This window comes from Eggerthella sinensis, from assembly GCF_003339815.1.
In the GTDB taxonomy this organism is placed as follows: Bacteria; Actinomycetota; Coriobacteriia; order Coriobacteriales; family Eggerthellaceae; genus Eggerthella; species Eggerthella sinensis.
Map to the genome: position 1 here is coordinate 80452 of NZ_PPTT01000012.1, position 17745 is coordinate 98196.

Consider the following 17745-nt stretch of genomic DNA (forward strand, 5'->3'; position numbering starts at 1 on the left):
GCGCGGCGTTGAACGTTGGGGCCATCGTGTCGCGTGGGTGGGGTGCGCGCCCAGTCCTATCCCGGTGGTAGAGGTGGGTGTATTTCGGGTGTAGGGGCGTTTGAGCTGGCATTCTGCGCACAATCGCCTATACTGGTCGAGGTGCTGGCGGCGACTGCGAGGTGCTTATGGATATAGGGTTCGGGCTTTTCTACTACACGCTCATCGTGCTGTTGGCCGTCATTCTGACGGCGGCCACGTGCCTCGCCTCCTACCTTGTCACGCGCAACCGCACCTACGCCTGCGCCTTCGCCGGCTTCCTGTTCTACTTCTTCGACGTGGCCCTCGTGTTCCAGGACGACTTCCTCATGCAGCGCGCGGCCGAGCTGTCCTCCATGCCGTTCTTCATCGGCAGCCCCGTGGCCTCCATCGTCATCGGCGGCGGCACGCTCGTGTCGTTCTGGCTGGCGATTTGCGAGTATATCAAGGAGCAGCGGCTCGCCATGCGCCTCGTGCCCGGCGCGGCATTCGTGGCGGGCAGCGTCGCGGTGCTCCTGTTCGCGGAGCCCGGCAGCCTGCAGATGTTTCTGTTCTACAGCATGCGCGCGCTGCTGCTGTACTGGATGCTCGCCTACATCGCCGTCAACTACATCGGCACGCGCGACGACGTGAAGCGGCTGCGCATGCGGCGCCATCGCGTGCTGTACGTGGCGCTGTGGGTGCTCGTGACGCTCGTGCTCATGGAGAACGTCGTGCTCCTACTCGTGGTGGGCCCGCAGCTGGCCGGCTCGTCTCCGCTGCCGTTCTTCCCCGAGCGCAACTTCGCCGAGAACCTGCTCGTGCTATGCTGCGCCTTCGCCGCGTGCATGAGCGCCTGGAAGAGCCTGTCGCTGCGCCGCGCCGAGCCTCCCACGCAGGGCGGCCCGTCGCTCGAGACGTTCATCGACCAGAACCTCGTGCCGTACGGCGCCGCGCGGCAGCTGTCGAAGCGCGAGGCCGAGGTGCTGCGCCTCGTGCTGCTGGGCAAGGACAACCAGAACATCGCCACCGCCATGCACCTTGCGCCGAGCACCGTGAAGGTGCACATGCACCACATCCTGCAGAAGGCCGAGCGGTCGAACCGCAAGGAGCTCATCCAGGATTTCTGGGAATTCTCGTAGAAGATTTCGCCCGGCGTGTCAGGATTCGGCACGCTCGTTCGTATTGTTGGTGACGCGGCGAACAACGGCGGGCCGCGGACGACGGAAACGGACACCCTATGCGCAGAACGCGATCGGACACCTCGCACGCCGATGGGCTCGTGCACGCCTACGCCGACCTCATCCTGCGGCTCAGCTACACCTACCTTGCGTCCACGCACGACGCCGAGGACATCTGCCAGAACGTGCTCATCAAGCTGCTGAAGCGCGAGGCGCCGTTCGAGAGCGCCGAACATGAGCGCGCGTGGGTGATCCGCGCGACGGCGAACGCCTGCAAGGACGTGCTGCGCAGCGGGTGGCGGCGCACGACGGTGGAGCTCGAGGCCGCGCCCGAGCCGACAGCCCCCGAGCCGCCCGACAGCCCCGTGCTCGAGGCCGTGATGGGCTTGCCGGAGGCGTACCGCGCCGCGCTCTACCTCCACTATTACGAAGGCTACACCGCGCGCGAGATCGCGGCCATGACCGAGAGCACCGAGGACGCCGTGGCGGCGCGCCTGAGCCGCGGACGCAAGAAGCTGCGCGCGACGCTGGAAGGAGCTGACGATGGACAGGGACTATAGGGACGCGCTCGACGAGCTGCAGTTCTCCCCCGAGGCGAAGCGGCGGCTCGCGCGCGCCGTGGCGGCTGCAGGCGGGAGCGCGCGGGGGCGCCGCAGGAGCTACGCGCTCGTGGCCGCCGCCGCGGCGACGCTCGCCCTCGTAGCCGGCTGCACCGCATACGCGACAGGCTTCGTCGAAGTGGGCGAATTCGTGGACGATCTGTTCGCCGGAGCTCCCGCGCAAACCGAGGTCATCGACAAGATCGGTCGCCCCGTCGGCGCGCGCTCCACCTCCAACGGCGTCACGATCACGGCCGACGCGATCATCGGCGACCAGGCGCACTGCGCCGTGGTGTTCAGCATCGCGCGAGACGACGGGAAAGCGTTCGAGAACATCGACGTCTTTCTGAACGAACCGTACCGGCTTGCCTTCGACGGAGCGCATCCGTTCCGCGCGGGAAACTCAAAGTATGCCCCCGAGTACTATTTCTACGATGCCGATCCATCCGACAACGCCATTCAATGCGTCGTCAAGAAGCAGTTGGGCATGCAGAGCGGCTCGCTCATCGGCAAAACCATGCATGCCGATCTGCACGACCTCTTGGCCGACAAGCTGGAGTTCAACGGAACGCCGAACCCGACTCACACGGTTGCCGAAGGGACGTGGGAGATGAGCTTCGTCATCGACTACGAGGATACGTCGGTGAGCCTGCCAGCCGGGCAGACGACGAGCGTCGACGGCTCGACGGTATCCATCCAGGCCGTGACCATTTCCCCCATCTCGGTCGTGGTCGAGTACACCGTGGACGCGACGTTCGTGCAAGAGGACGAGAAAACCGGAGAGCTCAAAGGCACGCCCTCTCCGACCGTTCCAACCAAGGTGAACCTGCGCGACGGCACCATCATCGAGGTGCCGTCCGGAGGGGCCGTGAACGACCACGGGGCAACCCTCGTGCAAGCCGATCTCATGTTCGATCGCGTGATCGACCTTGATTCCGTGGTCTCGGTTACCGTGGGGGACGTGGAGATACCCATGCCCTAGACGCACGGAGGCCGGGAGCTCACCGCTCCCGGCCTCCGTCGTGCAGTACCGAGCGCTGCGCTTAGGCGCGCTTGCCCGTCAGCACGTTGATGACGGCGATCAAGATCACCGAGCCGATGAGCGCCACGAGGAACGACCACAGGTTGAATCCCGTGAAGCCCGCCGCGCCGAAGAAGCTCATGACGAACCCGCCGATGAGCGCGCCGACGATGCCCGTCACGATGTTCTTGATGAGGCTGCCGTCCGTCTTCATGATCATGTTCGCAATCCAACCGGCCAAGCCGCCGATGATGATCCATACGATGATGCTCATATTCGTTCCTTTCCGCAAGAACCAATGGTTGATGCACCCAAGGATAGACGAGCGGACGGCTCAGCACACCTCATCCCGACAACCCGTATGCCCCCTGTTGGCGGGTTGTTTCGCATGAAACCGAGCGGATGCCTCCCCGAAAGGTTGCCGCCGCTCAGAACGCCATCGACACCGCGCCCTTAAGCCGGAAGCGAGTCACGAGCCCCGCGTTCTCGAAGCGCACGCCGTCGCCGTCCTCGCCCGATCCCATGGCGATCAGAACGTCGTACGGAGGAGGGGCATCGTCGACGAGCGGCGTGTCCACGACGACATCGGTCCCGAACGCGTACAAGCGGCCGGTCTCCCCCGACCCCACCATGAACGCCATGCCCACCGCGTTTCCGAGCCACACGCCGTCCGCCCCGTAAAGGTCGTACACCACGAGAAAGTTCGCCTCCTTACCGCTCCAGTTCTTCAAGTCCCCCTCGATGAGCAGATGGTCGCCGTTCACCGTCATGGTTTCGTTCGAAGTCGTGCACGAGGGCCCAAACCAGTGCAGCAAGAGCGCCACCGCCACGGCAGCCAAGACCGCCGCCCCGCCCCTCTTCAGCCTCGAATCCACGGACCCGCACCCCCTCGCTCGCACCGTTTGCGCACGCTCCCATCATAAACGCAAAACGGGCCGGAAGCATCCGCTTCCGGCCCGCGTGTTTGTGGTCGGGTTGACAGGATTTGAACCTGCGACCCCTTGACCCCCAGTCAAGTGCGCTACCAAACTGCGCCACAACCCGTTATGCTTGCTCGGTCGCTCAGGCGAGCTTCCCAAACAGCGTTGACTATCTTAACGGTAACCCGTCAGCTTTGCAAGAAGAAATTGAAGCTCGCTCGGGAAAAATTCTAGCGCCTCTGCGAAGCGCCTCCCCCTACTGCAGAAACTGCATGGCTTTGTTGAGGATCTCGTCGGCGAGGCGGGTTTTGGACATGCGGGGAAGCTCCTCGATGTCCTCGTCGTCGACGAACCACACCTCGTTGTCGTCGGCGCCGAACGCGCGGCCGCCGCCCACTTCGTTGGCCACCACGAGGTCGGCGTGCTTCGAGACGAGCTTCTTCTCGGCGTTCGCCACCACGTCGTTCGTCTCGGCGGCGAAGCCCACCACCACCTGATGCTCCTTACGCGCGCCCAACGTGGCCAGGATGTCGGGGTTCTCCACGAGGTCGATGGTGCCCAGCTCGGCGTCGGCGATGCCCTTCTTCAGCTTGTGCTCGGCCGCCTCGCGCGGGCGCATGTCGGCCACGGCGGCGGCGAAGATGGCGATGTCGGCCTGTCCGAAGGCCTCCTCGGCCGCGGCGAACATGTCGCGGGCCGTGCGCACGTGCACCATGTGCACGCCCTGCGGCGCGGGCAGCGACACGGGGCCCGAGATGAGCGTCACGTCGGCGCCGCGCAGGGCGGCCGCGCGCGCGATGGCGTAGCCCGTCTTGCCCGACGAGTGGTTCGAGATGTAGCGCACCGGGTCGATGGGCTCCACCGTGGGACCCGCCGTGATCATGACGCTGCGGCCGGCCAGGTCGCGCTTCACGCCCAGCTCGTCGAGCGTGGCCGACACGATGTCGTCCACTTCGGCCAGGCGTCCCTTGCCCACGTCGCCGCAGGCCAGATAGCCGTCGCCCGCATCGATGAAGCGCGCGCCGCGGATGTGCAGCTTGCCGATGTTGTAGCGCGTGGCGCCGTTCTCGTACATGTTCACGTTCATGGCCGGCGCGATGACGAGCGGCGCCGTGGTGGCGAGCGCCGTGGTGGTCAGCAGGTCGTCGGCGATGCCGTTCGCTATCTTGGCGATGACGTTCGCCGTGCAGGGCGCGATGAGGAACACGTCGGCCTCCTGCGCGAGCGACACGTGGTGGATGGGGTCGGACGGGTCGTCGAACAGCCCGACGGCCACCGGCTCGTGCGTGAGCGCGCGGAACGTCACGGGCCCGACGAACTGGGTGGCGTGCTCGGTCATGACCACCTTCACGCGCACGCCCGCCTTCTGCAGGCCGCGCACGATCTCGCACGACTTGTAGGCGGCGATGCACCCGGTGACGCCCAGCAGCACCGTTTTCTGTGCGGATTCCGCCAGATTGTCGTTGGCTACGTTATCCACGAGGGACCTCCTCTAGGTGCGGCCGCAGCACGTCGGCGAGCACGCGCAGGTGCGCGCGGCTGCGGTCGAGGCAGGGCACGTAGGTGAAGGCTTCTCCACCGGGCACGCGGCCCGCCTGGTTGATCTGGTCGAAGTAGAACGGCTTGAGCTCGTAGTCGATGTCGTAGAGCGTCTCAAGGCAATCGACCGCGAAGTTCGGGCAGATGAAGAACACGCGCCCCACGTCGGCCTCGGCCCAACGGGTGAGCACGTCGCGCGTGAAGGGCGTGAGCCACTCGCGCCCCTTGTCGAAGCGGCACTGGTAGCCGATGGTCCAGCGGTTGCGGTCGATGCCCAGCTCGCTGGCCACCTGCAGGCTCGTGGCGCCCGTCTGCAGCTCGTAGGTGTCCCCCGCCTCGATGTCCACGAGCGGGATGGAGTGGAACGAGAACAGCACCTTGTCGTCCGAGTCCACCTTGAAGCCCGCATGCTCGATGGAGGCCGCGATGGCGCGGATGTAAGTGGGATTGTCGTGGTAGTTGTCGATGAAGTCGCACGGCACGTTCCAGTGCGCTTTCTTGAGCGCCGCCTCCACGCTGTCGGACACCGAGCCCGTAGTGGAATAGGCGCTCTGCGGGTACAGCGGCAGCGCGACGAGGCGCGTGCAGCCCGCCTCCTTGAACGCGCGCACGCACGAGAGCACCGACGGGTCGCTGTAGCTCATGGCGCAGCGCACCATGGCGTTCAGCCCCTCGTCGTCGAAGGCGGCGCCCAGTCCGGCGGCCAGCTTCTCGTGCGCGATGGTGAACGGCGATCCCTCGTCGGTCCATATCTTCGCGTACTTCTCGGCCGACGCGACGCCGCGCTTCGGCAGAATGAACAGATGGAGGACGAACCACCATCCGATGCGGTTCATGGGCGCGATGCGCTTGTCCATGAGAAACTTGGCAAGATATTTCCGCACGGCGCGGGGCCGCGGCACGGCGGGCGTGCCTGTGTTCACCAGGAGCACCCCGGTGCGTTCCCCTTCAGCCACCTTGTCCATCACCTTCCCGCTGTATTCCATCGGCGCCCCTTGCGCGGAGCGACCTGCAAGCCAACCATCAAGAGAACGTTGCTCAAACCGCCCCTTGAAATCTGATATAGTTTAGCCCATTGGCTATTCGATAGGGCAGGTGAATGGAGAAAGAACCGAAAAAATCGGCTGCGGAATTACCGTCGCGACAGGCCGTAACACCGAATCGCGAACGCAGCGCCGGTTCCCCCTCCTCCCCCGAGGCGAGCGCGCCGCATCCCGGCATCCTGCGCGAGATCGGCAAAGAGGCGCGCGAGCAGGTGCGCCCGAACCTCGGCTTCCTCAAAATCGACTACTTCACGCTGTTCTGGTTGTTCATAGCCGGCTGCGTGTTCGGGTTGGTGGTGGAGACGGTGTTCCACGCCATCGTGTACGGCGGCTACGAGAGCCGCGCAGGGCTCGTGTGGGGGCCGTTCTCGCCCATCTACGGCGTGGGCGCGGTGGTGCTCACGGCCTCGCTCAACCGCTTCTACCACTCGCACAACCTCATCATCTTCATCATCGCCATGCTGCTGGGCTCGGTGCTGGAATACTCGACGAGCTGGCTCATGGAGATCCTCTGGGGCGCCATCGCCTGGGACTACAGCGGCACGTTCGGCAGCATCGGCGGGCGCACGAACTTCGCGTTCGGCGTGATGTGGGGCCTGCTCGGCCTCGTGTGGGTGCGCGTGATCCTGCCGTTCATCAAGCGGGTGTTCTCGCACGTGAACGCCAAGACCGCGGCCGCGCGCATCATCACCGCGGCGCTCAGCGTCTTTCTGGCGGTGGACATCGCCGTCACCGTGCTCGCGCTCGACCGCGAAGGCCAGCGCGCCGCCGGCATCCCTGCCACCACCTGGGAGCAGCAGTTCTTCGACGACCACTTCCCCGACAGCTTCCTGCAAGCCCGGATGCAGAACATGAGCGTGTACGGGAAGGGGTAAGAAGCCCGCTTCCTTCGTACATTTCCTCCATGGCGCGGCCCCTCGCACCCCCCCCCTATCTGCGCGCTCGACGGTCAACAGGTGAGGCTCTTTGTCGGCGCGCAGGGCTCGGACGATGCGCAGGTTGGAGGGCGCGCCAGAAAAAAACTACAACAGCGGCTTCGGCGCGCTCTTCAGCAGCTCGAGCACTTCTTCCCCGGCGGTTGTGCGGCCGGCGCTGCGGGCGCTCAGCTCGTCCAGGGCATCCTGCAGGTCTTCGGGGAGGTTGTCGGCGAAGCGGAGGCTCTCGCCGGTGACGGGGTGCTCGAAGGACAGCTGGAACGAGTGGAGGAACTGGCGGTCGAGGCCGAGGTCGGCGGCCGGGGCGCTCGGGGAGCCCGCGGTGTACACCGGGTCGCCCACGAGGGGGTGCTTCGCGTACTCCATGTGCACGCGGATCTGGTGCGTGCGTCCCGTGAACAGCTTGCAGTCGATGAGCGTGTAACCGTCGTCGCGCGGCCCGTGCTCGAAGCGCTCGAGCACGCGAAACGTCGTCACCGACTCGCGGGCCGACGGGGTGTCGCGGATGGCCATGCGCGTGCGGTCCTTCTCGCCGCGGGCGATGGGCGCGTCGATCATGCCCGTGTCGTGGGCGATCACGCCGTGCACGAGCGCCAGGTAGCGGCGGTCCACCGCGCGGTCGCGGATGTCGGACATGAGCGCGTAGCCCACCTCGTCGGTCTTCGCTGCCAGCATGAGGCCGCTCGTGTCGCGGTCGAGGCGGTGCACGATGCCCAGACGGTCGTCCTCGCCCTGCACGTTGCACAGGTTCTCGGCGCCGCAGTGGTAGATGAGGGCGTTCACCAGCGTGCCGTCGTCGTGGTCGACCGACGGATGGCACACGAGCCCCACCTGCTTCGACAGCACGATGAGGCTGTCGTCCTCGAAACGGATGTCCAAATCGATGGGCTGGCCGCTCAGAGGGCCCGGCTCGATCGCGTCCTCCACCTGGTAGACGATCGTGTCGCCCGTCGCCACGGCGTGCTTCTTCGCCACGGCGGCGCCGTTCACGAACACGAGGCCGTCGTCCACCGCCCGCGCTGCGGCGCTGCGGCTCGGATACAGCCCGCGCGCCGCCAGCAGCGCGTCGAGGCGCTGCCCCGCGTCCCCGGCGGCAACGTTGTAGCTCAGCATGCGGCTCATCGGGCGTCCGGCCCCTCGTCGACGCTCCCCACGCGCTCGGCGCGCGCGGCAAGCTCGGCGGCGGCGCGATCCTCGCGACGCCACAGGGTGACCACCCCGATGAGGAAGATGACGAACCCGCACGTCACGCCGATGTCGGCCACGTTGAACACGGGGAAGTCGATGAACGTGGGCTCGATGAAGTCCACGACGTAGCCCAGCGTGAAGCGGTCGAGCACGTTGCCGAGGCCGCCCGCCACCACGAGCGCGATGCCCACGGTTTCGATGACGCCCGCCTTCGGCGAGAGCGCGAACAGGTACACGACGAGGGCCGCGCACACCACGAGCGACATGACGCCCAGCAAAAACGTCGAATCGCCGAACATGCCCCAGGCGGCGCCCGTGTTGTGCACGAGATGGAAGCGCACGAGGCCGAGGATGGGCTCGGTGATGACCTCGCCCTGCGCGTAGTTGCCGGCCACCCAGCCCTTCGTCAGCACGTCGAGCGCCAGCCACACGAGGGCCACCGCGCCGAACACGAGCGCGTTGCGCGTGCGGTTGGAGTGCTTGGATGCAGGGGCCTCCGCCGAAGCGGAGGCCGTCGTCTGCTCGTTCAAAAGCCCTACTCCCCCTCGGTGAAGCCGATGGCGTCGAGCACGTCGCCGCAGCGCTCGCACACGTCCGGATGGTTCGGGTTGCCGCCGAGCGTGCGGTAGTTCCAGCAGCGCGGGCACTTCTCGCCCGACGCCGGCGTCACCGCACAAGCCAGTTCCTCGCCCTCGGCGAACGACACCTCCGACACGATGAACAGCTCTTCGAACACCGCCGCGTCGTAGGCGCTCGCCACGGCCAGCATATCGGCCGGCAGCGTCACGGAAATGGCCGCTTCCTGGCTCTTCTTCACGAGCCCCGCGCCGCGCGCCTCTTCGAGCGCCTTCGTCACGACCTCGCGCACCTCGAGCAGCACCGCGAAATCATCGGCGAGGGCCTTCGCCGACGCAGCGTCGGGCAGGGCGGGCAAAAAGTCGCTCTTCTCGGGCCAGCCGGCCAGCTGCACGTTCGCCGGACGACCGGCACGGTTGCGGATGGCCTCCGGGTAGTGCTCCCACACCTCGTCGGTCGTGAACGAGAGCACCGGCGCGAGCACGCGCACGAGCACCTCGATGATGTTCATGAGCACCGTCTGCGCGGCGCGGCGGCGCGGCGAATCGGGCGCCTCGGCATACACGCGGTCCTTCGTGGCATCCATGTACACCGCGGACAGATCGTTCACCACGTAGTCGTACACCGTGCGATACACCACGTGGAACTTGTACTCGTCGTAGGCGTGCTCCACGTCGCCGAGCAGCTGCCACAGGCGCACCATGGCCCACTGGTCGATGGGCTCGAGCGCGTCCCATTCCTTCACGCTGTGCTCGAGGTCGTTGAAATCGCTCAGGCTCCCCAGGATGAAGCGCATCGTGTTGCGGATGCGACGGTACGCCTCGGACGTACGGTCGAGGATCTCGTCGCCGATGTTCACGTCCTGCGAGTAATCCACGCTCGCCACCCACAGGCGCAGCACGTCGGCGCCGCTCTTCGCCATGACGTCGGCGGGGTCGATGCCGTTGCCGGCCGACTTCGACATCTTCTTGCCCTCGGCGTCCATCGTGAAGCCGCAGTGCATGACGGACTTGTACGGCGGCACGCCGTAGGCGCCCATGCTGGTGAGCAGGGAGGACTGGAACCAGCCGCGGTGCTGGTCGGAGCCCTCGAGGTACATGTCGGCCGGGAAGCGCAGGCCCTCGTCGGCGCGGTGCTTCAGCACGGAGGTGTGCGACACGCCGCTCTCCCACCACACGTCGAGGATGTCCTTCTCGGGGATGAGCTCGGAGCAGCCGCAGGTCTCGCACTTCACGCCGCGCGGCAGGTACTCGGACGGCTCGTGCGTGAACCACGCGTCGGCGCCCTCGCGGTAGAACAGGTCGATCACCGCGTCGAACGTCTCGGCGGTGGCCACCGTGTTGCCGCACTTGGCGCACTTGAACACGGGGATGGGCACGCCCCACGAGCGCTGGCGCGAGATGCACCAGTCGGGACGGTCGGCCACCATGCTTCCGATGCGGTTCTTCGCCCACGCGGGAATCCACTCCACCTCGCGGTCGATGGCGTTGAGCGCGTTCTCGCGCAGGGAGTTCTTGTCCATGGACACGAACCACTGGTCGGTGGCGCGGAAGATGACCGGCTCGTGGCAGCGCCAGCAGTGCGGGTAGCTGTGCAGGATCTTCTTCTCGGCCACGAGCGTGCCGCGCTCGCGCAGCCACTCGATGATGACCGGGTTCGCCTCGTCCACGTCGAGGCCCGCGAAGGGGCCCGCCTCGTCGGTGAGCACGCCGTTGTCGTCCACCGGCATGAGCAGCGGCACGTCGAACTCGAGGGCGACGAGGTAGTCGTCCTGGCCGTGTCCGGGAGCCGTGTGCACCGCGCCCGTGCCCGAGTCGAGCGTCACGTGGTCGCCGTAGATGATGGTGCCCTTGAGGTCCTGGCGGATGGGGCATGTGTAGGTGAGGCCCGTGAACTCGCGGCCCTTGAGCGCGACGGGCTCGCCGTCGGCGCCGCGCACGAGGTCGTAGGACTCCCAGCCCGCGATCTCGGCCACCTGCTCCACCAGCTCGCGCGCCATGATCATGTTGGAGCCGTCGGCCACCACCATGACGTAGTCGGCGTCGGGGGCCAGCGACACGGCCGTGTTCGCCGGCAGCGTCCAGGGCGTGGTGGTCCAGATGAGCACGTTGGCGTCGCCCGTCGCGCCGGCGGCTTCGAACATGCCGGGCATGAGGTCCATCTTGAACTTCACGAAGATGGACGGCGACGTCTCGTCGGAGTATTCGATTTCCGCCTCGGCGAGCGCGGTGTGGCAGCGCTTGCACCAGTGGATGGGCTTGCGGCCGCGGTACACCGAGCCGTCGAGGTACATCTGCTTGAACACCTCGACGTTGCCCGCCTCGTAGTTCGGGGTGAACGTGAGGTACGGGTGCTCCCAATCGGCGTTCACGCCGAGGCGCTTGAAGCCCTCGCGCTGCACGTCGACGTACTTCTCGGCCCACTCGCGGCACAAACGGCGCAGCGTGGGCTGGTCGATCTTCGCCATCTTGTCGGGACCGAGCGTCTTCTCCACCATGTGCTCGATGGGCTGGCCGTGGCAGTCCCAGCCGGGCACGTACGGCGTGAAGAAGCCGCGCTGCGCATGGGACTTGTTGACGAAGTCCTTGAGGATCTTGTTGAAGGCGTGCCCGATGTGGATGGGGCCGTTCGCGTACGGCGGGCCGTCATGCAGGATGAAGGGCTTGCCGTCCTTGTTCTTCTCGAGCACCTGCTCGTAGATATGCTCTTCCTCCCATTTGGCCAGCCGCTTCGGCTCGTTCTCGGGCAGGTTCGCCCGCATCGCGAAGTCGGTCTGGGGAAGGTTCATCGTCTCTTTGTACGTGTTCGCCACGGCTTTCCGTACCTTTCCTCGGTGCATATGCGCGTTTATTCGCTACAAACCGCTATAGTATAGTGGAACGAGCGCGTAATGCACGCACATTCCCCTTCGGCTTCATCACATTTCAGAAATGTGACACAGGATATTGTATTGGTAATAGGTATACTTTAACGGATAAACCACGGTGCCGTTTTGCGGCGGTCACGCACATCGGAGGAACGACATGGAATTTGAAATCGTCACGGACTCGAGCTGCAACCTCGTCGAGGACATGATCGACGACTTCGGCCTGCACATCCTGCCCCTCACCTTCATGGTGGACGACGAGCAGTACCAAAGCTACCTCAAGGGCCAGCACACCGACCTCAAGCAGTTCTACACGATGATGCGCGAGGGCAAGGTCATCACGACGTCGCTGCCGAACCTGGCCGATTCCGAAGCGCTCATGCGCGACCTGCTCGAACAGGGCCGCGACATCCTGTACCTGGGCTTCTCGAGCGGCCTGTCGGGCACGTTCGAGGCCACCGAGCTCTTGGTGAAGCAGCTGAGCGCGGAATTCCCCGACCGCACGATGTACGCCGTGGACACGCTGGCGGCCTCGGGCGGCGAGGGCCTGCTCATCTGGCACGCCGTGCAGCGCGCCCGCGCCGGCGCCTCCATCGAGGAAGTGCGCGACTGGGTGGAGCAGAACAAGCTGCACCTGGCGCACTGGTTCACCGTGGACGACCTCATGTTCCTGTTCCGCGGCGGGCGCGTGTCGAAGACGGCGGCCTGGGCGGGCACCATGCTCAACATCAAGCCCGTCATGCACGTGGACGACGAAGGGCACCTCATCCCGCTCGAGAAGGTGCGCGGGCGCAAGAAGTCGCTCAACGCGCTGGTGGACCACATGGAGAAGACGGCCATCGCCCCCATCGACGAGCAGATGGTGTTCATCACCCACGGCGACTGCATCGAGGAGGCCGAATACGTGGCCGAGCAGGTGAAGGAGCGCTTCGGCGTGAAGGAGGTCGTCATCAACTACGTCGACCCCGTCATCGGCGCCCACTCCGGCCCGGGAACCATGGCCCTGTTCTTCTTGGCCGACAAGCGCTAGGACGTTTCGCGCCCGGCCTGCGAATCGCGGGACCGGGCGCCTCTCAGCGGGACTCCAGGAGCTTGAGACGGCTCTCCACCACGCGCAGCAGCTCTTTGCGCGAATGGACGCCCAGCTTGTTGTAGATGTTCTGGATATGCGACTTCACCGTGTTGGGCGAAATGTACAGACGCCCCGCGATGTCCTGCGCATCGTCGCCCTGGACGAGCGGCTTGAGCACCTCCAGCTCGCGCGGGGTGAGCAGGTACTCCTTCGCCACGACTTCGCACGTGGCGCTCAAATCGACCTGCGACCGGGAATCCCCCGGGCAGATGAAGCCCCACCCCGTCCTGATGTTGCGCTCGTTCGACAGCAGCAGCGAGGCCAGCACGATCGCGAACGCCCCGACGCACCAGGCCGTCTGCCCGTCGGGGCCGCCCACCGCCCCTCCCGCCGCGATGCCGACGGCCCTGCCGATCATGAGCATGGCCGTCGGGCAGGAAGCCACCCACGTCGAAGGCTGGTCGCAGTCCTTGATCAGGTACGATCCCAGGGCCCACAGCGCCAAGTCGAGATAGAGGAACCCCGTCACCTGGCAGGCGACCCACATCGTCGGAAACGCGACGACCAAGCTCGAACAGAGCATGCTGACGGCGATGAGCGGGAACCCGACCTGGTAGATAGCGCGGTTGAAGTCCACATGGGCGACCAGGAAGACGAGCGCCGTCAGCAGCGCTGAGCCGAGCAGCCCGGCCAGCTCGACGCCTTGCCACGCCTCCCCGTCCGAGAACGCAAGGGCCCCGTACAGGAAGCCGAACGACAGGCCCTGGAGCAGCGACGTCGACATGAACCGGTACGGCACCTGCAGATCCTCCTCGAATTTCCGACCGTAGATGACGGCCTTGCCCATCGCGCGGCGCGCCCGCGAGAACGAGCCTACGATGACGACGGCGTACAGCGCGACCGCGAGCCAGGCAAACGGCCCTTCGAGGATGCCGGCCGCGAAGTAGAGCGCGCCGCCGATGCACGAGCAGGCGACGCCGAACGCGAGCGTCCTCGCCATGCCGAGGTGCCCGAACACCCGCCCGAACTCGATATGGACCCCCATGAAACCGAGCGCCAGGCACCCGATTCCCAAATACAAGCACATATCCTGGGAAAAGACGTCCTGAGCGTCGGCGTTCGCGCGCAGGAACAGAAGCAGCATCCCCACGAGCATCGACAGCAGCATGAGCCAGGCGTACCAGTCTTGGGCGAACAGGGCGCTGCTCTTCCGCAGGAACACCGCAACGACGATGCACACCGTCGCGCACGCCAGGAAGAACACGATCTGCGGATCGACGACGGTCGGCGCGATCTGCCGCGCCGAAGGGAACAGGAACGACTCGGTGCACACGATGATGGCGAGCGCCTTGTAGAACGAGAACGAGCAGAGCAGCGCGACGCCGCCCGGCGTCGACGAGAACATAGTGCGTAGTGTGTGCATGATCGGACCCGAGCGCATTGAGACCTCCCCGCCTTCGCCTGCCCCTCCACGTGCCGGGTGCAATTATATCCACGCCCCCGAACTCGTCAGTGGTCATCGGAGGTTGAAATGCTCGTCCCGGCCCTCTCATCACGAAATGATGAGAGGGCCCTCCCCCATCCTTTCGTGATGAGGTCGCCGGATCGCGACAACCATCCTCCCGAGATGTTCCCGCAGACGAAGCCGCTCCGTAAGGTGCGTGCCGCGCAGGTCTTCCGAGTCACGCCGCACGACGTCGAGAGGAGGTACCGCAGCGGCATCGGGACTGCGCGGCAACGTACACGAAACGTAAGGGGGTTCACCATGAGCGTGACAAGAACCACGAGCGCGAAGGGCTGGGCGGTATGCCTCGTCGCCATATTCGGCGGCATATCGCTTGCCCTCGTGCAGAACAAGGTCTCGCCCATCATCACCGTCCTCATGGACGTATTCGGCATCAGCATGGGCACGGCAGGCTTGCTCAGCACCATCTTCACCTTCGTCGGCATCATCATGGCGCTGCCCGCCGCGATGATCATCAAGCGGTTCGGGCCGAAGAAGGCGGGCGTGGCCGCCCTCGCCTTCGCCATCGTCGGCTCGCTGATAGGCCTCGCCACCGACAACGTCGGCGTGCTCATCGTCAGCCGCGTCGTCGAGGGGACGGGTATCGGCATCATCGCGGTGCTGGCGCCGACGCTCATCTCCATGTGGTTCCCGCCCGAGAAGCGCGGCCTGCCCATGGGGCTCTGGGGCTCGTGGATGATGGTTTCGCAAACGATCCTCTTCTTCTGCGCCGCCCCGCTGTCGGGAGCGTTCGGATGGCAGGGGATGTGGATGCTCGGCCTGGTCGCATGCGTGCTGACCGCCGTGCTGTTCCTGGTGTTCGTCGAGAGCCCCGCGCCCGGCGAGAGCTTCGCGGACGTCGAGAGCAGCGAGGTGTCCATCCGCGAGGGACTGAAGTCGCGCGCATCGTTCACGCTCGCCATCGCCGCGGCCTGCTTCACGTTCTGCTCGTTCACGTTCGTCAGCTGGGTGTCGGCATACTGGGGCGTGGCTACGTCCTGGTCGCTTGAGGAGATCGGCCGCTGGGTGGCCATCCTGTACCTCGTCGAGATGGTGTACGCCTGGATCATCGGCGGCATCTTGAACCGCGTGAAGAACCGCAAGCGCCTCGGCGTCGTGAGCTTCTTCGCGTACGGCCTCATCGGCCTGGCCGCCTTCCTCATCACCGGCGAGCCGCTCGTCGTCGCGTTCGTGTTCGTGTTCCCGATCTTCGACGCGCTCATTCCCTGCATCTGCTGGACGATCGGGCCCGAGACCGCCTCCAAGCCGATGTACGCGGGCATCGCGCTCGGCGTGCTGAACATCGGCTTGAACACGGGCACCCTCTTGAGCGCGCCCGTGTCCGGAGCGCTCGTCGAATCGTTCGGGTGGGTCGCCGCCGGCGCGTGCTTCCTGATCGCCGCCCTCGTCGGAGCGGCTGCCATGGCGGCCACCAAGCTGAGTTCCGCGGCGCCGTCGTCCGAAACGCCCGACGATGCGCCCGCGTGCGCGGCCGGCGCCGCGAACCCGTCGTAAGACCGTCGTTCTACCCCATCGAAAACCATGAGAGAAACGAGGAGCATCATGCACCAGATCATCGACTGCCATTCCCACCTCGGCGACATCTTCGCATACGAGAAGAACGTCGTGTACAAAGGCGACGTCCCCATCGACCCCTCCCAGCACGATCCGTTCGCTTCCTATTCCGAAGGCGGCTTCAAGGGTGCGTTCCTCGACCCCGACAACCCCGAGCAGGTGAAGAACGTCATCGACATGACGGCCGCCGTCAGCTACGCCAACACGTTGAGCAAGCTGTCGCGCGACCTCGACGAATCGCACGTCGACTACGTCTGCCTGTATCCGGTGGCGCCCTTCATCACGTTCGAAGACTACCGGGTGGCCGCGCTCGTCGAGCCGCGCATCATCCCCTTCACCTCGGCCGACTGGCGCATCGAGGACGGGCGCGCCATCGGGTCGCAGCTGCTCGCCGACGCCGCGCAAGGAGCGCGCGGCCTCAAGATCCACCCCATACTGCAGAACGTCTCGCTGCGCGACCCGCGCGTGGAGGAGGCGGTTGCCCTGTGGGCCGAGACGGGCCTGCCCGTGGTGAGCCACTGCGGCGTGAACTCCTACTATCCCGACGACTCTCCGGAAGCGGCCACCCAGAACCCCGCCTACGGCAACCTCGAGGACTTCATGTACCTCGTGGAACGCTTGCCCCAGGTCAAGTTCATCGCTGCGCATGCCGGCGGCCTGACCGGCGGCGAGGCGGAAACGCTCGCCGCGCACCTTGGGGGCGCCGAGAACCTCTGGGTGGACACGACCTTCCGCTCGGCCGAGGAGATGCGCATGCTCGTCGAGCTGTTCGGCGAGGACCGTGTGCTCTTCGGCGTCGACCGCCCCTTCGGAGGCACCCGGGCAGCCGTCAAAACCGCCTTCGAGGCCTTCGGGGAGGGCACGGAGCTGTCCGAGAAGGTCATGTACGCGAATATGGCGAAACTCATCGGCATGGCCTAGCGAAGCGCGTGCGCACCTTCCCCCGGAGGTTCGGGGGAAGGTGCTCCCCTACGCCACTTCGCCGAGGTAGGCCACGGTGCTGTTGGGCATCACGAGGGTGCCGGCCTGCGCGTGCTCGTCGAACAGGCGCTCGAAGTCGGCGACGTATGCGGCGCGAGCCGCGTCGTCGCGATCAGGTGCGTAGGAGGCCGACAGCATCCGATCGACGAAGCCGCGACGGTCGTACGCCAGGTCGTGAGGGAACGAGACCGTCCGGTACTCCCCGTCGAAGAAGCGCGCGACGGCATCGCCGTCGAAGTCCATGCCCCCGCTGAATCCCGTGAACCGCGGACAATGCCGCGCGCATACGGCGGCGCTCGCGCGGACGAGCGGCGAAGTCGGATCGCGGAAGTTCCACACGAGCGCGACGACGCCTCCCGGGCGCAGCACGCGCAGACACTCGCGCCGAAACGCCTGCGCATCCATCCAATGGAAAGCCTGGGCGGCGCACACGCGGTCGACCGACGCGTCGGCGAGGCCCGTTCGCTCCGCCGAGCCCGCCGTCGAGAAGTACCCGGGATGCTCCCCGAGACGCGCTTCTGCCACGGCCCTCATCTGGTCGTTCGGCTCGACGCCCGTCACGATGCAGCCGAGATCCAACAGCTGTCGGGAGAACCTTCCCGTGCCCGATCCGACGTCGGCCACCGCAGCGCCCGGAACGAACCCCTCCTTGGCCGCAAGGTAGGTCAGAAGCGCGGGCGCATAGCCGGGGCGCGCCGTCTCGTAGACATCCGCTTTGCCGTCGAAGCGGCGCTCGTTTCCCACGGAA

16 protein-coding genes and 1 tRNA gene are annotated in these 17745 nt (G+C 66.0%); 7 read left to right on the plus strand and 10 right to left on the minus strand.

What is annotated here, in order from left to right:
• Nucleotides 1-167: 167 nt before the first annotated feature.
• The 3 genes from C1876_RS08375 to C1876_RS08385 all read left to right on the plus strand — a co-directional run bounded on the left by C1876_RS08375 (nt 168) and on the right by C1876_RS08385 (nt 2759).
• Nucleotides 168-1139 (plus strand): helix-turn-helix transcriptional regulator, encoded by a 972-nt coding sequence (locus tag C1876_RS08375; protein WP_114546270.1) that lies wholly within the window; start codon nt 168-170, stop codon nt 1137-1139.
• A gap of 98 nt (nt 1140-1237) precedes the next feature.
• Entirely contained in the window at nt 1238-1738 is a 501-nt protein-coding gene (locus C1876_RS08380) for an RNA polymerase sigma factor (protein ID WP_114546271.1), read from the plus strand.
• Nucleotides 1722-2759 (plus strand): DUF4179 domain-containing protein, encoded by a 1038-nt coding sequence (locus C1876_RS08385; RefSeq protein ID WP_114546272.1) that lies wholly within the window; start codon nt 1722-1724, stop codon nt 2757-2759. The genes C1876_RS08380 and C1876_RS08385 overlap by 17 nt, the downstream gene beginning before the upstream one ends.
• A gap of 61 nt (nt 2760-2820) precedes the next feature.
• Here the strand turns inward: C1876_RS08385 and C1876_RS08390 are convergent, their stop codons facing one another.
• The 5 genes from C1876_RS08390 to hemH form a co-directional block, all read right to left on the minus strand.
• Nucleotides 2821-3072 carry a GlsB/YeaQ/YmgE family stress response membrane protein gene (locus C1876_RS08390; protein WP_114546273.1) on the minus strand — a complete coding sequence of 84 codons (252 nt, stop codon included), beginning with the start codon at nt 3070-3072 and terminating at the stop codon, nt 2821-2823.
• A gap of 154 nt (nt 3073-3226) precedes the next feature.
• Nucleotides 3227-3673, minus strand: a complete 447-nt coding sequence (locus C1876_RS08395) for a hypothetical protein (RefSeq protein ID WP_148044549.1) — start codon at nt 3671-3673, stop codon at nt 3227-3229.
• A 92-nt stretch (nt 3674-3765) separates the two neighbouring features.
• Nucleotides 3766-3842, minus strand: a tRNA-Pro gene (locus tag C1876_RS08400).
• Nucleotides 3843-3974: 132 nt separating this feature from the next.
• A complete protein-coding gene (coaBC, locus tag C1876_RS08405; protein ID WP_114546275.1) occupies nt 3975-5198 on the minus strand; it encodes a bifunctional phosphopantothenoylcysteine decarboxylase/phosphopantothenate--cysteine ligase CoaBC in 1224 nt (407 codons plus the stop codon).
• Nucleotides 5191-6243 (minus strand): ferrochelatase, encoded by a 1053-nt coding sequence (hemH, locus tag C1876_RS08410; RefSeq protein ID WP_227112709.1) that lies wholly within the window; start codon nt 6241-6243, stop codon nt 5191-5193. Before hemH ends, coaBC begins: the two co-directional genes overlap by 8 nt.
• 113 nt (nt 6244-6356) lie before the next feature.
• On the opposite strand from hemH, the gene C1876_RS08415 reads away from it, so the two are divergent.
• On the plus strand, nt 6357-7175 hold the full coding sequence (locus tag C1876_RS08415; RefSeq protein WP_114546276.1) for a putative ABC transporter permease: 819 nt from the start codon (nt 6357-6359) through the stop codon (nt 7173-7175).
• A 147-nt stretch (nt 7176-7322) separates the two neighbouring features.
• Here the strand turns inward: C1876_RS08415 and C1876_RS08420 are convergent, their stop codons facing one another.
• Genes C1876_RS08420 through ileS form a run of 3 tightly spaced genes read right to left on the minus strand, consistent with a single transcriptional unit; the run spans nt 7323 to nt 11811 of the window.
• On the minus strand, nt 7323-8357 hold the full coding sequence (locus tag C1876_RS08420; RefSeq protein ID WP_114546277.1) for an RluA family pseudouridine synthase: 1035 nt from the start codon (nt 8355-8357) through the stop codon (nt 7323-7325).
• The gene (lspA, locus tag C1876_RS08425; protein WP_114546278.1) at nt 8354-8953 is read right to left on the minus strand and encodes a signal peptidase II; all 600 of its coding nucleotides are present in this window, start codon (nt 8951-8953) and stop codon (nt 8354-8356) included. The genes C1876_RS08420 and lspA overlap by 4 nt, the downstream gene beginning before the upstream one ends.
• A gap of 5 nt (nt 8954-8958) precedes the next feature.
• A complete protein-coding gene (gene ileS, locus C1876_RS08430) occupies nt 8959-11811 on the minus strand; it encodes an isoleucine--tRNA ligase (RefSeq protein WP_114546279.1) in 2853 nt (950 codons plus the stop codon).
• Nucleotides 11812-12022: 211 nt separating this feature from the next.
• On the opposite strand from ileS, the gene C1876_RS08435 reads away from it, so the two are divergent.
• Nucleotides 12023-12895 (plus strand): DegV family protein, encoded by an 873-nt coding sequence (locus C1876_RS08435; RefSeq protein WP_114546280.1) that lies wholly within the window; start codon nt 12023-12025, stop codon nt 12893-12895.
• A gap of 43 nt (nt 12896-12938) precedes the next feature.
• On the opposite strand, the gene C1876_RS17970 is transcribed toward C1876_RS08435, so the two are convergent.
• A complete protein-coding gene (locus C1876_RS17970; protein ID WP_244910089.1) occupies nt 12939-14360 on the minus strand; it encodes a response regulator transcription factor in 1422 nt (473 codons plus the stop codon).
• A 342-nt stretch (nt 14361-14702) separates the two neighbouring features.
• Between C1876_RS17970 and C1876_RS08445 the strand changes: the two genes are divergently transcribed.
• A complete protein-coding gene (locus C1876_RS08445) occupies nt 14703-15956 on the plus strand; it encodes an MFS transporter (protein WP_158544651.1) in 1254 nt (417 codons plus the stop codon).
• A gap of 48 nt (nt 15957-16004) precedes the next feature.
• A complete protein-coding gene (locus tag C1876_RS08450; RefSeq protein ID WP_158544652.1) occupies nt 16005-16937 on the plus strand; it encodes an amidohydrolase family protein in 933 nt (310 codons plus the stop codon).
• 48 nt (nt 16938-16985) lie between these two features.
• Here C1876_RS08450 and C1876_RS08455 read toward each other — a convergent pair whose 3' ends face one another.
• The gene (locus C1876_RS08455; RefSeq protein WP_158544653.1) at nt 16986-17741 is read right to left on the minus strand and encodes a class I SAM-dependent methyltransferase; all 756 of its coding nucleotides are present in this window, start codon (nt 17739-17741) and stop codon (nt 16986-16988) included.
• Nucleotides 17742-17745: the final 4 nt, after the last annotated feature.

Excerpts from the sequence above, each read along its gene's own strand:
- C1876_RS08375 (WP_114546270.1), top strand. The coding sequence starts at position 168 with ATGGATATAGGGTTCGGGCTTTTCTACTACACGCTCATCGTGCTGTTG.
- C1876_RS08380 (WP_114546271.1), top strand. The coding sequence starts at position 1,238 with ATGCGCAGAACGCGATCGGACACCTCGCACGCCGATGGGCTCGTGCAC.
- C1876_RS08385 (WP_114546272.1), top strand. The coding sequence starts at position 1,722 with ATGGACAGGGACTATAGGGACGCGCTCGACGAGCTGCAGTTCTCCCCC.
- C1876_RS08390 (WP_114546273.1), bottom strand. The coding sequence starts at position 3,072 with ATGAGCATCATCGTATGGATCATCATCGGCGGCTTGGCCGGTTGGATT.
- hemH (WP_227112709.1), bottom strand. The coding sequence starts at position 6,243 with ATGGAATACAGCGGGAAGGTGATGGACAAGGTGGCTGAAGGGGAACGC.
- C1876_RS08415 (WP_114546276.1), top strand. The coding sequence starts at position 6,357 with ATGGAGAAAGAACCGAAAAAATCGGCTGCGGAATTACCGTCGCGACAG.
- C1876_RS08420 (WP_114546277.1), bottom strand. The coding sequence starts at position 8,357 with ATGAGCCGCATGCTGAGCTACAACGTTGCCGCCGGGGACGCGGGGCAG.
- C1876_RS08435 (WP_114546280.1), top strand. The coding sequence starts at position 12,023 with ATGGAATTTGAAATCGTCACGGACTCGAGCTGCAACCTCGTCGAGGAC.
- C1876_RS17970 (WP_244910089.1), bottom strand. The coding sequence starts at position 14,360 with ATGCACACACTACGCACTATGTTCTCGTCGACGCCGGGCGGCGTCGCG.
- C1876_RS08445 (WP_158544651.1), top strand. The coding sequence starts at position 14,703 with ATGAGCGTGACAAGAACCACGAGCGCGAAGGGCTGGGCGGTATGCCTC.
- C1876_RS08450 (WP_158544652.1), top strand. The coding sequence starts at position 16,005 with ATGCACCAGATCATCGACTGCCATTCCCACCTCGGCGACATCTTCGCA.